Source organism: Natrinema pellirubrum DSM 15624 (assembly GCF_000230735.2).
Classification (GTDB): Archaea; Halobacteriota; Halobacteria; order Halobacteriales; family Natrialbaceae; genus Natrinema; species Natrinema pellirubrum.
In genome coordinates, this window is record NC_019967.1 from 65,976 (window position 1) to 79,305 (window position 13,330).

The window sequence follows — 13,330 nt, forward strand, 5'->3', positions numbered from 1 at the left end:
TGTCTTGGGGTTAGCAGTGGTTGAGTGCCGATTCGAGCGCGTCCAGGGAGCCGTAGGCGACGCCTCCGACTTCGTACTCGTGGAAGGTCTTGCCGTCCTCCGTTCGGACGATGCGAGCGGTCACGCGAGCGTCTTGGAGCGTCATTCACACTCCTCCGCGATGCCCGTGTCCGGGTCGGTGTTGGTCTCCCACTCCAGTTCTTTCTGCTTCGCGCGGACGATCTCGTCGCGGAACTGGATGAGGAACTCCTCGGCAGTCTCGATGTCGAACGTCAGTTCGGCTTCAAGCCCGGCGAATCCGAATCGCAGAGCCACGAACGCGTAGCCGTCTGCTTCCTGCGCTTCGAGTTCCCACGAGACTGCATCGAGAGAGTGGCTCGTACCGCGGAACTTCGCAGCGCAGGTGTCGCCGTCAGTCATCGAACTCCCCCTCCGCTGCATCGGCGGCGACCACCAACCGAGCGGCGAGGTCGCGGGCGTCGTCGGGGTCGAGGCCGGTGCCGACCTCGATGGGGCCGGATGACCATCGGAGGTCAACGCCACTCCAGCCGTTCTCCTCATGGACGCCTTCGACTTCGAGCGGGCCGTCGTTCATGTCTGCCGTGACGTGGACGTTGTTCAGCCCGCCGGGAACGGAGCCACAGTCCGTGATGGAGTACGTCCCATCGTCGGTGACGCTCCGGTCTTCGACGATCTCCTCGGCGCGCCCCGTGTCAGCGGTCGCGGCCTGTGGGAGCGCAGCGAGGGTGGCGGCTGCGGCGAGGAATTGGCGACGCTGCATCACAGACCCTCCTGCACGGTTTCCCGCGCTTCTATCAATCGAGCGGTCCACGCACCGGCTTCCGCAGCACTGATGCCCGGAATCTCGCTCCAGTCGGTGTTCTCGTGCAGCTCGATCAGTTCCGCGAGATCGAGGTCTGCTTCCACGTTTTCGGCGGTCGATTCGTCCGTCGTGCCGGAATCCTGAAGTCCGGCGGATGTCTTCATTGACATGCTTCGTGTGCTCCACGAAGCGCGGTCGGACGGGTTGCAGCCCGTCCCGGCCAACTTCTGACCGATGTCCCGCGCTTCTCAACAGGCACTCTCTTTGCCATCACCTTATACTTTACTGTTAGTCAATCCATTCAGTCCATACTATCCAAAAGGACTAACTGGCCACTCGTAATACCTATGGCCATAGTCACACATGAGTGCAACAATGATGGAGGCGGACGAGTTGATAGAGAGTGACCGAGAGATCCTCGATGAACTCCAGAAGGGGCGGTGTACGCCTGCTGTTCTCGTGGATTGGACGGGTCTGTCGAAGCAGACCATTCACAATCGTCTAAACGTTCTTGTCGCCGCTGGACACGTCGAAAAAGCCCACGACAGTGGCCTCTACGAACTGGTTGACGATCCGCGCGACGACTGAGCGACAGTTCTTTGAGTACCACCCGCGTACCACGCGTTATGAGCACGGACGCGGGAGACAACGGCGACGGGGACATGGTGAAGTTGAACGTAAAGGTGCCAAAGCGGCTTCTGGAGGAGATCGACGAACTGGCCGAGGAACTGGAGTACACCAACCGCTCGGAGTTCATCCGTGAGGTGCTGCGCGACACCACGGAACCGATTCTGACGCCCGGCGCGCAGGAGGGCGTCTCGGAGGGCTACGCGGACGTTGCAGCGGGGCGGACGATGTCCACGGACGAGGCCCGCGAACGCCTCGGTATCGACGACTGAGGGCTGAACGGTGGCTCACGAGGTCGTTCTGACGGAGACGCTGGTCGAAACGCTGGAACAGTTCGAGACCGATGACGCCGAGCGGATCATCAACAAGCTGGAGGACATCGGCGACTTCCCGGACCATTTCCTTGACCGGTTGAAGAACCATCCCGGCTACAAGCTTCGCGTCGGCGACTTTCGCGTACTGATTGATTGGGACAAGGACAACGAGGTGATCTACGCCATCGACGCCTTCGAGCGGAAGAAGGAATACCGCGAACTCGGCAAGTACCGGGAAGTATGGGGGTCGTGGCGAGACGATGAGTAGAGAGTGATCTGCCGTGGCAAAGGAGAAAGACGAAGACGCTGACCGTGATCCTGAGTCGAAGGGTGAGATCCACGAGCGGTGGGAGAGGAAGGGAGAGATTTCAAGCCGGTACACCGAGACCAAGAAGAAGCTGCCGGACGACCCTCGGGATGATCCTTGGGCGTACACGGGTCTCCTGAGCCGGAATCCGGCCAACAACATCACGCCGCCGCTGTGGGAAGCCATTAAATCAGAGGCCTACCGCGTCTACCGTTGGTCGGTGGAACGTGATCGGTACGACGACCTGGAGTCGCCCGAGCATCGACTCGCAAAGGCACTCGGGAAGGTCCAGCTTCGGCACTACTACTGGTCGAGAGGGACGAACGAGAACCTCACTGAGAATCTGGACGGAGAGGACGCGACGCGGCTGTATCTGTTCTTCGACCTCTCGGCACTCAACCAGTCGGGCGTAGCCCGTGCCATCAAGAACCCCGACATCCGGAAGGCGTTGGGAATTGAGAATTCGGTGAGTCAGCCGACGCTGAACCGGATGCCGGGGCGGATGGATGACGAGACGCGGCACTACTACGCGAGTGAGACTGAGACGCTGGTCCGGCGCTTGCAGGATACGAAGCTCGAACACTGGTTTCGAGACCCGACGCCGGACACGATAGTCACTGACGGCGAAGGGTTCCCTCCGGTCCAGGTGATCGCCCGGAGTCTGCGATCGAAGACGTTCAAGTACCTCCGGCTGAAGCGCGACAGCAGTTTTGAGGTGACGAAGGACGCGGCGCTCCGGGTGCTCATCGCCGCCGCAAATGGGAACGGGTTTGTCAACGATGCCGCAAAGAACCTCAAGTACAAGGGATTCTACGACGACGGCGACATTCCGACGGGGCAGAACCTCACGCACCACCTTCGGAAGTCCTCACGAGAGAACGTTGTACAGATGTTCCGCGAGGCGAATGAGCAACTGTTCGAGATCGCCGCCAGATACGATTACTTTCCCGACAGCGCAGAGGTAGCCTTTGACATCACGGACTGGCCGTTCTACGGCGACTACGAGAGTAACGAGTTCATTCGTGGGACGAAGCCGGGGCGGAACTACTCGTGGGCGTGGAAGTACATCACGCTGGCCCTCGTCGGGACTGACACGCCGCTGATCCTGGTCGTGCTCCCGGTCAAAGACAAGAGCAAGACGCCAGAGTACATCCGTCGGATGCTCCGGCTGGCCAGGCAACACCTGAGTATCGGCCGCGTCTACCTTGACGCGGGGACGGAGTTCTACAACTCGGACACGATTTCGACCATCACCGAGCAGGGGCTGGAACTGGTGATGCAGGGCCGCAAGTCGGGGAAGACGGTCAAACACTTCCTGAACGGAATGGCGCGTGCCGATCTGCGGTCGTCATACTACCCCTACGGCGTCGGCTCCCTCGACGAAGACAGCTACTACGCGGTCGGCCTGAAGTCGGACAAGACGGTGAAACTACGGAAGTCAGACGCTGATGAGCCGATGGACGACTACACGTACTTCTACACGAACCTGCATCCCGAAGAGGTCTCGCCGGAAGAGTTGGGCGAGGCGTACCGCCGTCGGTGGGGCATCGAGACGGACTTCCGCGTGATCAAGGAGGAGTTCCTCGCCAAGTGTGGGTCTCGAAACCCGGCGCTTCGGGCGTTCTATTTCAACTTCGCGGCGCACCTGTTCAACATCTGGACGGTGGCGAACATCCTCCGTGCTGAGGAGACAGGTGAATCGCTGAGTGACGGGAAGCAACTGACTGCCGGTGAGCTGATGCAGGCCATCGAGGACGACCCGCACGACCTCCAGATTCCGACCGAACCACCAGAAACCCGACAAGTATTTGGCGACGTTCTCGGGGCCGGTTGGAGCACCTCAGACGCCGACTGATTCTCAGGGGCCGTTGCTGAATAGAATCGCCGTGTTTTCAACTACTGATACGGATGCATTCCGATACGGGGCAACCGGCGATATTCTACATCTTCTCATCGACAATCCAGAGCGAGGGTTCACGAATCGAGAACTCCACCGAGTGACGGGGAAGAGTTGAGTAGTGTGAATGCCGCCGGCGATACGCTCGAGGTACTTGGCGTGATCACCGTCGATCGATCAGGCCGGGCAAATGCTGTTCGGATTGATGCAGAGATGCTCGTCAAGGCTGACGATCCGGTAACGACTATTCCACAATCGGAGTATCACGCACCGATCAGAGCGATCCTCACCGATCTCGAAGAACGAATTGGCGACGACATCGGCGTAGTCCTCTTCGGCAGCGTCGCGCGAGGCACCGCTGACCGAACGAGCGACATCGACCTGTTTGTCGTTGTCGAGGAAGACCGAATGCAAGCCCAGCGCGAGGCCCATACCATTGAACAAGAGATCGCCGACGAACAGTTCGACGGAGATCGGTACGAGGCACATATCATCGTCGAAGCAAAAGGATCGGCCGGGAATCACGACCGGACCAGTGAAATTCTCGCCGAAGGGGTGACGCTCCGAGACTCGCCAGCACTTAACGCAGTAAAACAGGAGGGGTTCAAAAATGGGACTAAATGAGGTCGTCGACGCGCTTGAGCGCGCAGAACAGTTGTTAGGAGATGGCGAAACCGGTCCGGCACAGGACTCACTCTCCTGGCAGCGGGCTGACGATGACGCTGATATCTAACTCGGTAAGGCATGCGCTATGCTGGGGACGTGCCGACAGCTTCGGCAAGGAACGAACAATTATAGAATACAAGGAGAATACCTGCGCCTTGAGGCGCGGGATGAATCCGACAACTCTGACACACCCTACTATCGATAGCACGGTTGGATATTCCACTGTTCCCAACCCGAACTTTTACTTACGAATCAACTATAACCTGTTATAGAGCGTTCCAAATGCTGGAAGTCCACCGAACCCACCAAGCGAAAATCCTCAACCACGGTCAGGTAGAGGAGTCGCTTGACAGGCACGGCTGGTCAGCCAGCAAGCTCTGGAACGTCGCTAACTACTACTCCCGCGAAGTATGGGATGAAACGGGTGAAATCCCCGATCACGGAGACCTCAAAGACGAGTTGAAGACCCACAACAAGTACAAAGGACTACACAGTCAGTCCAGTCAGCGCGTTCTGGAGGAACTCGCTGAATCCTTCAACTCGTGGTACGGCTCCGAAGACGACAGGGACAACCCACCCGGCTACCGCAAAGAAAACTACTACGACCAACAGGGTCGTCGCGTCCACGAAGAACACCCGCGTAGCACGGTGACGTGGAAACAGAAAGGCATCCGTCACGACTCAAAGAACGATCGGGTTCGCCTCTCAAAAGGTCGAAATCACAAAGAGTACCCCCGAGCGAGAGAGTACATCCTCGTTGAGTACGAAACCGCACCCGGCGTCACCGTCGAAAATCTACAACAGGTTCGCGCCGTCTACGACAACTCAAACGGGCACTGGGAACTACACCTCGTCTGTAAAGACGAAGTTGAGACTCCTGACGCTCCCGGCACCGAGACGGCAGGTATCGACCTCGGTATCTGTAACTTCGCTACCGTTGCGTACAGTACCGAGGAAGCCGACCTCTACCCCGGCAACCGGCTGAAACAGGACGGCTACTACTTCCCAAAAGAGATCGCCAAGTGCGACGATTCGGGTGGCGAAGAAGCCACCCGTCTACACGCGAAATGGTCGGAGCGGCGCACTCACTTCTTCCACAGTCTCGCCAAACATATCGTTCAGCGGTGTGTTGAAAAACAAGTTGGTCGTATCAACGTGGGGGACTTGGAGGGTATCCGAGAGGACGAAGATGGTGGCTCAAAGAACTGGGGTCGGCACGGAAACCTCGACTTGCACGGGTGGGCGTTCGACCGCTTCACGGACCTTCTCGAATACAAGGCGAAGGTCGAGGGTATCGAGGTTGTGGAAGTATCTGAGCGTGACACGAGCAAGACGTGTTGTATGTGTGGGAGAGAAAACGAGAGTCAGCGTGTTGAACGTGGTCTGTACGTCTGCGAGGAGTGTGATGCGGCGTTCAACGCTGACGTGAATGGGGCGGAGAACATCCGTCTCGACATGAACGAAAGTAACTCCGAGTCTTCGGCCAGTTTGGACGGGGATAGGAGTACCGGCTGGTTGGCACAGCCCGGAGTCTACCTGTATGACTTGTCCAGCGGATTCCAACCGCAGGATCAAGTGGTAGACTGCAAACCCTAATATCCCAATCCAGCGGCGCGGTGTCGTGGGATTCCCGCGTCTTCAGGCGCGGGAGGATGTCAAGTATGACCGAGGTCCTCGACTATCTCGACGACATTCTCGAAGCCGTCGAGAAGATCGAGCGCTTCACGGAGGGAATGGACTACGCGGAGTTCGTCGAGGACTCGACGACTGTCGACTCCCTCCTTCGGAACTTCGAGGTGATCGATGAGGCAGCGAAGAACGTTCCGGAGTCCGACCTCGGCGTGATCGTCGAGCAAGCCGTGACCGCGTACCAGCGCGCCGTCGACGGCGGGTGGTGAGTTGTCGTTCGGGGTTCACCACTCACGTGTGTACAAAAAGAAATGGTCATATCTGAGTTCTCGTGCTACGCACTCGCGGAGGCGCTATCGGCGTCGTCGCGATCGATAAGCGGGTAGTCGATGTGAACCTCGATCCGATCGAACGGGACAACGGGCTGGATCGCGCCGCTGGGCCCGCCCGCTTCGAGAGTGAGGATACCCAGCACTTCGAGCTGCTTCAGGTCCGAGTGGACATCAGACACATCGCGATCGACGAGACGGGCCGCCTCGCGCATACTCTCAGGAGTCTCCTCCGCGATCGCCCGGATGAGCTCGAGGCGGAGTGGGGTAAGACTGTCAACGAAGTCGTCGTAGGTTCCGAACTGGAGCGTCGCTTTTCCATCCTGGCTGTCGAGGTCGTCAGCGTCGCTGTCCTGGACGAACTGGAGCGTGTCTTGGCGAAGCTGTTCTCGGTCGCCGACGGTGATCTGGAGCGTGGTCATAGTCAGGATGTCGGTTGGTCGGGTGGTGTTCGATCAGTGTGGTCGGGGCGGGTTGCCGCCGACGGCCTCCCAGTACTCGTCCGCGCTCGCCCAGAACTCGACGAGCCGGTCTTCCATCCCGGGAAATTCGACGTCGTCTCTGTCACCGGCCGCGGTGTGGTGCTCGTGGCCCTTCGTGTCCTCGTGCGAGTTGTCATACCGGACGAGCGTGAGGTCATCGAGTGTGCCCAAGTGGAGCGTGTACTTCCAGCCTGAGGGGTATGTCTCGGTGTCATCAGTCGGCCGAAGCACGACGTTCTCGACCAGGCCGGCCTCGACGTGCGTGTACTGGAAGAGCGGCTCTTGCGGCATTCCCTACGTGTTGGGATAGCGGCCAACACTATAAGTGTTGGGCGAGGCTCCAACAGACCTCGAAAAGCACCCGATAGCGTGACTATTGTTGAGTCAATTGGGGGTCTCGTTGACCGTGATTGATGCTGGAATGATTGAGGAATCAGCCGCAGACGAGCGACTGTCGGCGGGGATCGATGATACCGACGAAATTGCGGCCGAACAAGGAAGCGCGAGTGCCGACGTCGTCCTGCAGAATTATCTCTCAGATTCCCGGGCCCGCACGCTCTGCCGGAAGTATATGCGCGATCAGCTGGCTGCTGCATTCGAACCAAGCGAAGAGTGATACTTGGACGCCTCCGACTTCGGTTGCAACCTAATCGTTATTATACAGTATACGAATTATGTATTGTACGTCGAAAGCGACGGGGGACCTCGAATGCGCCGTTAATGGCCTTATCTCAGTGGCACAGCTACTCGAAGAGCCACGGCTCGCTCGCCTCTACACGTATATTCTCCGTCAACCACCTCGGGGTCAAGCCCCGAGGCTTGTCAGTGGACTCCCGTTCTAACCGAGTAGTTCGGTAGGCGTGTAGTCGCCGTTCACGCTCAACGTCCCTGACTTGAGGGCCAGTTGACTGGTGGCCCATCCACCGCGAGACTTCTGCCCGCGATGGATATACCCGCAGTACCGATTTGCGATGTTCTTCGCGGCATTATAATCCGCGTTCACTTCGTACCCACATGATTGGCACTCAAACGCCTTGTCGTCACGATTGTCCTCGTGGGTAAACCCACAGTGCGAGCAACGCTGACTCGTGTACGCCGGATTCACGGTATCCACGAACAACTCCGTAGACTCGACCTTGTACTCGACGAGTTCCACGAACTTCGCGTAGGCCCACTGCTGGAACTTCGACCCGTTCGCAATGTTCTCGCGGATGTGGTCAAGGGTCTCGAAAATGATGCCGTCCACGTCCGCGTCTTGGGCTTCCGTGATGAGGTCGTTGGCGCGGTTGTGGAGCCAGTCCAATGACCAATCCGAGAGCCGACTGCCGATGGACTGCATCGTGAGGTGAGCCGACCGTGTACCCGTCTGTTGCAGTTTGGCGCGGCGTTGTTCGTACTGGTTGCGCTTGTGGGTGAGGGAGTCCGCACTGCCGATGAACTCGCCTGTGGAGGTGACAGCGAACGCGCCAGTCACGTTCAGGTCAACACCGAGAACCACTCCGTTCTCGGCACCCTCACTACGTGACTCGCTTTCTTGGCGTTCCGTTCCGTCACCCTCGTAGTTCGGGTTCTTCAGCGTGACATGCAGGTAGAACGCATCCTCCTGTTCGTCGTACTGAAGCGTGGCGATCGACGCATCCCACGCCTCACTCTCGTAGTACCTGCCGAACGGCGTGTCTTCGCGTTCGTCCTCGGGTGGGAGGACGTATTCAGCAGTGACTCTGCCGTCGGGGGTAGAGAGCGTGGCGTAGTCGTCGTTGAATGACGCAGAGCGTTTGTCGTAGACGACGCTCCACGAGTCGAACTCGGGTTGACTCGTTTGTTCGCCTTGCTTCAGTTTCTCGACGCCGCTTTGGACGGCTTCGATGGCGCGTCGAATGCCTTTCTGGACGAGGTTGGCGGTGAGGTCGGTTTCCTCGCGCAACTCGTCGTACAGGGCGTTTTCGGCTTTGCTCTTGTTGGTGACACAGTAGTCGTCGTAGCGCCACGCCCACTCGCTCGTGCGGTTGGCGCAGTGCAAGAACTGAGCTTTGGTTTGATGGAGGTCGCCACGACGCTCTTCTGGTACGTCGAGTTTGACCGGCACGGTGCGTCGTAGCGCATCGTCCATCTGTGGCTCACATTTACCTTTGTTGCCTAATAAAAGTTTATTAGTAGAGTGGGGGGAGCTGGCCTATCTATAGAACGTAGTTAGTTTCATCGAGTGTCGGCTTCCTCCCCGACCTCAAGGGTCGGGACATCCGCCTCGTACCGCCTGTGAAATACGACACTCGGACGATGACACTATTTGACGACGGAACAGTCTCACTTTCCACGGTCGACGACCGTATTCGGTGCGATCTCACGTTGCCGGACGACGAAGGTGGCTACCAACACCAGTACCTCAACAACGAGGACTGGGAACTCACCGAATCCACGCTCTCTCGGCGTGATGGCGACTACTACCTACATCTCGGCTTTCGCAAACCGAAGCCCGAGAAACAGGTCGAAAAACAGGGCGACGACGAGGACAAGACAGTTCACAGCGTCGACCTCGGCATCGTCAATATCGCCACGACCTCGACGGCCTATTTCGCGTCCGGCAGAGAACTTGGACATCGACACCGGGAGTTCGAGCGGATTCGCGGCAACCTCCAACAGACCGGCACGCAGTCCGCACACCGTACCATCCAGCAGATGAGCGGCAGGGAGTCCCGCTACGTTCGGGATGTGCTGCACCGCGTGGCCAACGACATCATCGAAGAAGCGTTGGAACACAGCTGCGCGTACATCGCGTTCGAGAACCTGCGGCATATTCGGGAACGTGCGCCCCCGGTGAAGGAGTTCCACCAGTGGGCGCACCGACAACTCGTTGACCTCGTGGAGTACAAGGCCGATGCAGAAGGCATCTGTGTGGAGTACGTTGATCCGGAGAACACGAGTCGGCGGTGTCCCGAGTGTGGACACACGAGCGAAGGGAACCGTGCCAGGCAAGCGGAATTCGAATGCGAGAAATGTGGTGCGACAGCGAATGCGGACTATGTTGGAGCGAAGAATGTTAGGTGGCGGTATATCCGTCGGAGCCTACAGTCGTCGCGGCGGACGGGCGACGGTCAACTCGCCCTGAAGTCAGGAACCGTGACGCCGAACCGGGGATTCGTCCCGTCCGACTAACTGTCGGCAGAGGCCGAGTTCACTGACAAGCCCCGCGCCACCGTGCGTGGAGCAGTTGACTGAAGCCATAAATCAGGGTGTTAAGGAGTACTTGATTCTTGGAATCCAATAGGATGTGTCGAGTCATGGAGTCAGTGAATCAATGAATCAGTGAATCCAAGAGATAGGGATTCAATGAATTACCTACTCCGAGAAGCACAGAGTCACTCATTCAGTAACTGCCAGTTGCAACCACCATTCCACGAGGACCCAGCAAAGCGGGGATTCCAGGATGTGTTGAGTCAATGAATCAGTGATTCTTTGATTCCCACCAAATACATCACCAAAACCGCCTGTTAGCGGTTTATACCCTGAATACGGCACTTTAGAATTTCTAGAGCGGGATTCGATGTCTGGCGTAGATTTATGAATCAGTGAATCAATGATCGAACTATGACCGAGTCACCTCGTGGCTGGGGCGTCACACCATCGACTGGTATCCCCACGATCGCCTTCGGCAATCAGAAAGGCGGGACTGGGAAAACAACGGCGACGATAAACAGCGCCGCGGCACTGGCCTCTCGAGACCACGATGTCCTCGCGATCGATATGGATCCACAGGCCGATATGACGAAGGGGCTGGGATTGGGGCCAGGCGATGATAACGATCCGTCAAGCCCGAAGAACGATCTTCCAAATACGCTCGCGACCGATGACGCAAATCTCCTCGATGTCCTCGTTGACAATCCGCGCACGGACAACACAACGCTTTCAGAAATTGTGATCCGCAGCGACGACTACGAACACCTGAATTTCGATCTGGTGCCGAGCCACAAGGACATGGGGCTTGCCCGAGATTGGATGGACGATGCAGGTGCTCGTCTCTCGTTAAAAGTTGCTCTGGAAGAGCTGATTGACGGCGGATACGACTACGATTATATCTTGATAGACTGCCCACCTGATCTCTCGGTTTTGACGGATGCAGCGTTTATCGCGGCACAAAACGTTTTCCTGGCTGCCCAGACCCAAGCGACATCACGGGATGCTCTGGATGACCTCTGGGATCAGCTAGAATCCATCGAAGATAACCAGCAAATCGAGATAGCGATCGTAGGGCTACTGGCCAACATGTACCGAGACGATGGGCAATCACAGAAGTTCCTGGATGCATTCGACGAGTCATATGCGTCACTAGCCCCGATTTTCAAACTCCCAATGCGGGTGGCGATACAGCGTGCGTGGGACAACGGCTGCGATATTTTCGAGTGGGAAGACGCGAACGACCAGCAAGTCGAGCGCGAGCTCTTCCTAGAGGTTGCTGAGACAATGGAACGAGCGTTCGACAAGACGCAGGTGGAGGTGTAAGGATGCCCCGAGGAATGGACGAGCGATTTGAGGATCCGTCAGAAGAAGCAGAAGACAAGGAAGCCACGGTCGATGACGAGCCGACGGAGGCCATGCCGGACGCAAAAAGCCGGGACAGTGACCCGACAACAGCAACCGAAGAGCAATCAGGTCAACAGAGTGCCACCCCCGCTGCGGAGAATAAACCGTCGACCCAGAAATCAGACGATGAACCATTGAACATCAGAGAGGATTGGGATTCGGCCACGATATATGTTGAACCGGAACAGAGTGAGAACATTGAGGTTACATTCACACGATTGAAGAAGCAATTAAAGCGAGAAGACATCACGCTCGAGAAAAACAAACATTTCTATAGGGGTATTTTCGAGGTGGCGTTCGGTGAACATCAGGAAGAAACGAAAGAGAAGATCCGTGAATTGGCAAAGCAAGACCAGGACTAGAACCGGGAAACGATAGCATCGAGGACATCCGTCCCGAGATGATCGGGACGACCCGACGAGGACCGCCTAGCTGAACTCGAGGGACGGTCAGGACCGCTGAAGTGGATCCTCGTCGCCTGCTTCGGCTATCAAGGATTCAGCAACGCGAAGTTCGGCCGCATCGAGTGCCACGAGGCAATCAATGCGTTCGCTCACGAAATTCTGCTGACGGCGAAACAACGGCTGGAAGCCGGCGGCTGGCGCGTCGTCCACGGCATCGTCGACTCCATCTGGGTGACCCCGAACCCCGACGTCGACGACGATAAGCGCGAAGACATCAAGATGCTCGCGACGGGATCACGGAACGCATCGAGATTCGGCTCGAACACGAAGCCTACTACGACTGGGTGGCGTTCGTCCCGTAGCGCGAGAGCGACGTTGGCGCACTGACGAAGTATTTTCGGGAAAACTCAACGGCGACGATGACTTCAAGAGCAGAGGCATCGAAGCCCGGCAGCGCTCAACCCCGCCGTTCATCGAGGACATCCAGCGGGACTGTCTCGACCGGCTCGATGCCACGTGGTCGCTAGACCCGGTGCTTGGACGTCTCGAACGAGCTCGTGGCTAGGACCTCGCCATCCATCCTGACAGGATATCGAGTACGTGGTCGTCGACGACGAGCAATCCTCGCGAGACCGTGTCGCCCTCGCCCACGAAGCGATCAGACCTACGACGCCTCGTACTACGAGACGCAGCTGGTCAGAGCGGTTGAGAGCGTGCTTTCACCGCTCGGATGGGACCGATTGGAGATTCGACGTCAGTCATTCACTGCACACGGTGACGAGTGATCTACATAGCGGGAGAGGACAGTCCACTCCCTCCCCCCGTCATCGATGTGTAAAACTCTACGGAAGGGGAGGGGGCTAGAACAAGAGAACAGTAGAAACAGGAAGAATGGCCGTCAATACGTCGGAGACGTTCTCAAACACCTTAATCAGGTCTAAACTCAAGATAAGCTATTGTATGGGTAGTTTTATAAGTACTGCGTGGCAACCATAGCCGTAATACACCTAGTCACGAGGAAAAGAGAAGTTCACTTCGACAAACCGAGTGACTAATCCAGCCGATTCTAAGGTACTGTTCTCCGTGAATATGTAGCTTTAAGCTGCTCTACCGTTGGTATACACTCCGAAACGTGTTTCCTTATGGCCTTACGGGCTCTCACTTACACTTCGATGACGGGGGGAGGGGGTTCTACATTCGAGCTGTTTCAGAGGTAGTCTTCTGTACTGACCCGACGCCTAATCCGTTACCGGCCCATTGAGCTCAATACCACT

At 57.4% G+C, this 13,330-nt stretch carries 16 protein-coding genes and 4 pseudogenes; 13 read left to right on the forward strand and 7 right to left on the reverse strand.

Translation table 11 applies throughout. From position 1 onward, the window contains the following. Positions 1-10: 10 nt before the first annotated feature. Genes NATPE_RS23335 through NATPE_RS18690 form a run of 4 tightly spaced genes read right to left on the reverse strand, consistent with a single transcriptional unit; the run spans position 11 to position 987 of the window. Positions 11-145: a hypothetical protein gene (locus NATPE_RS23335; RefSeq protein WP_006180981.1), complete on the reverse strand. Its 135-nt coding sequence runs from the start codon at positions 143-145 to the stop codon at positions 11-13. After that, a complete protein-coding gene (locus tag NATPE_RS18680) occupies positions 142-420 on the reverse strand; it encodes a hypothetical protein (protein WP_006180982.1) in 279 nt (92 codons plus the stop codon). The genes NATPE_RS23335 and NATPE_RS18680 overlap by 4 nt, the downstream gene beginning before the upstream one ends. Continuing rightward, positions 413-781 carry a hypothetical protein gene (locus NATPE_RS18685; protein ID WP_006180983.1) on the reverse strand — a complete coding sequence of 123 codons (369 nt, stop codon included), beginning with the start codon at positions 779-781 and terminating at the stop codon, positions 413-415. The genes NATPE_RS18680 and NATPE_RS18685 overlap by 8 nt, the downstream gene beginning before the upstream one ends. Next, positions 781-987, reverse strand: a complete 207-nt coding sequence (locus NATPE_RS18690; protein ID WP_006180984.1) for a hypothetical protein — start codon at positions 985-987, stop codon at positions 781-783. Before NATPE_RS18690 ends, NATPE_RS18685 begins: the two co-directional genes overlap by 1 nt. 211 nt (positions 988-1,198) lie before the next feature. On the opposite strand from NATPE_RS18690, the gene NATPE_RS18695 reads away from it, so the two are divergent. The 7 genes from NATPE_RS18695 (at position 1,199) to NATPE_RS18725 (ending at position 6,532) form a co-directional block, all read left to right on the forward strand. Continuing rightward, a complete protein-coding gene (locus tag NATPE_RS18695; protein WP_241432738.1) occupies positions 1,199-1,411 on the forward strand; it encodes a winged helix-turn-helix domain-containing protein in 213 nt (70 codons plus the stop codon). 38 nt (positions 1,412-1,449) lie between these two features. After that, entirely contained in the window at positions 1,450-1,722 is a 273-nt protein-coding gene (locus NATPE_RS18700; RefSeq protein WP_006180986.1) for a ribbon-helix-helix domain-containing protein, read from the forward strand. A gap of 10 nt (positions 1,723-1,732) precedes the next feature. Beyond that, the gene (locus tag NATPE_RS18705) at positions 1,733-2,032 is read left to right on the forward strand and encodes a type II toxin-antitoxin system RelE family toxin (protein WP_006180987.1); all 300 of its coding nucleotides are present in this window, start codon (positions 1,733-1,735) and stop codon (positions 2,030-2,032) included. A gap of 13 nt (positions 2,033-2,045) precedes the next feature. After that, positions 2,046-3,926: a transposase gene (locus NATPE_RS18710; protein ID WP_006180988.1), complete on the forward strand. Its 1,881-nt coding sequence runs from the start codon at positions 2,046-2,048 to the stop codon at positions 3,924-3,926. 165 nt (positions 3,927-4,091) lie between these two features. Beyond that, the gene (locus NATPE_RS18715; protein WP_241432739.1) at positions 4,092-4,592 is read left to right on the forward strand and encodes a nucleotidyltransferase domain-containing protein; all 501 of its coding nucleotides are present in this window, start codon (positions 4,092-4,094) and stop codon (positions 4,590-4,592) included. A 324-nt stretch (positions 4,593-4,916) separates the two neighbouring features. Then, positions 4,917-6,230 (forward strand): RNA-guided endonuclease InsQ/TnpB family protein, encoded by a 1,314-nt coding sequence (locus tag NATPE_RS18720; protein ID WP_006180990.1) that lies wholly within the window; start codon positions 4,917-4,919, stop codon positions 6,228-6,230. A gap of 65 nt (positions 6,231-6,295) precedes the next feature. Continuing rightward, positions 6,296-6,532 (forward strand): HepT-like ribonuclease domain-containing protein, encoded by a 237-nt coding sequence (locus NATPE_RS18725; protein ID WP_006180991.1) that lies wholly within the window; start codon positions 6,296-6,298, stop codon positions 6,530-6,532. A gap of 65 nt (positions 6,533-6,597) precedes the next feature. Here NATPE_RS18725 and NATPE_RS18730 read toward each other — a convergent pair whose 3' ends face one another. Together NATPE_RS18730 and NATPE_RS18735 are read right to left on the reverse strand one after the other, a co-directional pair. Further along, on the reverse strand, positions 6,598-7,014 hold the full coding sequence (locus NATPE_RS18730; RefSeq protein WP_006180992.1) for an HVO_A0114 family putative DNA-binding protein: 417 nt from the start codon (positions 7,012-7,014) through the stop codon (positions 6,598-6,600). Positions 7,015-7,047: 33 nt separating this feature from the next. Beyond that, entirely contained in the window at positions 7,048-7,365 is a 318-nt protein-coding gene (locus tag NATPE_RS18735) for a toxin-antitoxin system TumE family protein (protein WP_015310253.1), read from the reverse strand. A gap of 181 nt (positions 7,366-7,546) precedes the next feature. Between NATPE_RS18735 and NATPE_RS18740 the strand changes: the two are divergent. Then, positions 7,547-7,690 (forward strand): annotated as a pseudogene (locus NATPE_RS18740) (tyrosine-type recombinase/integrase); the annotation flags it as partial. A gap of 58 nt (positions 7,691-7,748) precedes the next feature. Continuing rightward, positions 7,749-7,868, forward strand: a pseudogene (locus NATPE_RS23105) (DUF7437 domain-containing protein); the annotation flags it as partial. 44 nt (positions 7,869-7,912) lie between these two features. Here the strand turns inward: NATPE_RS23105 and NATPE_RS18745 are convergent. Continuing rightward, complete coding sequence (locus tag NATPE_RS18745) at positions 7,913-9,184, reverse strand: RNA-guided endonuclease InsQ/TnpB family protein (RefSeq protein WP_006180995.1); 1,272 nt, start codon at positions 9,182-9,184, stop codon at positions 7,913-7,915. Positions 9,185-9,330: 146 nt separating this feature from the next. Here NATPE_RS18745 and NATPE_RS18750 point away from each other — a divergent pair. From NATPE_RS18750 to NATPE_RS23110, 4 genes and pseudogenes are all read left to right on the forward strand, one after another. Further along, positions 9,331-10,227, forward strand: a pseudogene (locus NATPE_RS18750) (RNA-guided endonuclease InsQ/TnpB family protein); the annotation flags it as partial. Between the two features lie 432 nt (positions 10,228-10,659). Further along, positions 10,660-11,571 (forward strand): ParA family protein, encoded by a 912-nt coding sequence (locus tag NATPE_RS18755; protein ID WP_006180997.1) that lies wholly within the window; start codon positions 10,660-10,662, stop codon positions 11,569-11,571. 14 nt (positions 11,572-11,585) lie between these two features. Next, on the forward strand, positions 11,586-12,014 hold the full coding sequence (locus tag NATPE_RS18760; RefSeq protein ID WP_006180998.1) for a hypothetical protein: 429 nt from the start codon (positions 11,586-11,588) through the stop codon (positions 12,012-12,014). Between the two features lie 51 nt (positions 12,015-12,065). Beyond that, positions 12,066-12,841: pseudogene (locus tag NATPE_RS23110) on the forward strand (type B DNA-directed DNA polymerase); the annotation flags it as partial. Positions 12,842-13,330: the final 489 nt, after the last annotated feature.

Coding starts and splice junctions, on each gene's coding strand:
- NATPE_RS23335 (WP_006180981.1), bottom strand. CDS start 145: ATGACGCTCCAAGACGCTCGCGTGACCGCTCGCATCGTCCGAACGGAG.
- NATPE_RS18680 (WP_006180982.1), bottom strand. CDS start 420: ATGACTGACGGCGACACCTGCGCTGCGAAGTTCCGCGGTACGAGCCAC.
- NATPE_RS18685 (WP_006180983.1), bottom strand. CDS start 781: ATGCAGCGTCGCCAATTCCTCGCCGCAGCCGCCACCCTCGCTGCGCTC.
- NATPE_RS18690 (WP_006180984.1), bottom strand. CDS start 987: ATGAAGACATCCGCCGGACTTCAGGATTCCGGCACGACGGACGAATCG.
- NATPE_RS18695 (WP_241432738.1), top strand. CDS start 1,199: ATGATGGAGGCGGACGAGTTGATAGAGAGTGACCGAGAGATCCTCGAT.
- NATPE_RS18700 (WP_006180986.1), top strand. CDS start 1,450: ATGAGCACGGACGCGGGAGACAACGGCGACGGGGACATGGTGAAGTTG.
- NATPE_RS18720 (WP_006180990.1), top strand. CDS start 4,917: ATGCTGGAAGTCCACCGAACCCACCAAGCGAAAATCCTCAACCACGGT.
- NATPE_RS18725 (WP_006180991.1), top strand. CDS start 6,296: ATGACCGAGGTCCTCGACTATCTCGACGACATTCTCGAAGCCGTCGAG.
- NATPE_RS18730 (WP_006180992.1), bottom strand. CDS start 7,014: ATGACCACGCTCCAGATCACCGTCGGCGACCGAGAACAGCTTCGCCAA.
- NATPE_RS18735 (WP_015310253.1), bottom strand. CDS start 7,365: ATGCCGCAAGAGCCGCTCTTCCAGTACACGCACGTCGAGGCCGGCCTG.
- NATPE_RS18745 (WP_006180995.1), bottom strand. CDS start 9,184: ATGGACGATGCGCTACGACGCACCGTGCCGGTCAAACTCGACGTACCA.
- NATPE_RS18755 (WP_006180997.1), top strand. CDS start 10,660: ATGACCGAGTCACCTCGTGGCTGGGGCGTCACACCATCGACTGGTATC.
- NATPE_RS18760 (WP_006180998.1), top strand. CDS start 11,586: ATGGACGAGCGATTTGAGGATCCGTCAGAAGAAGCAGAAGACAAGGAA.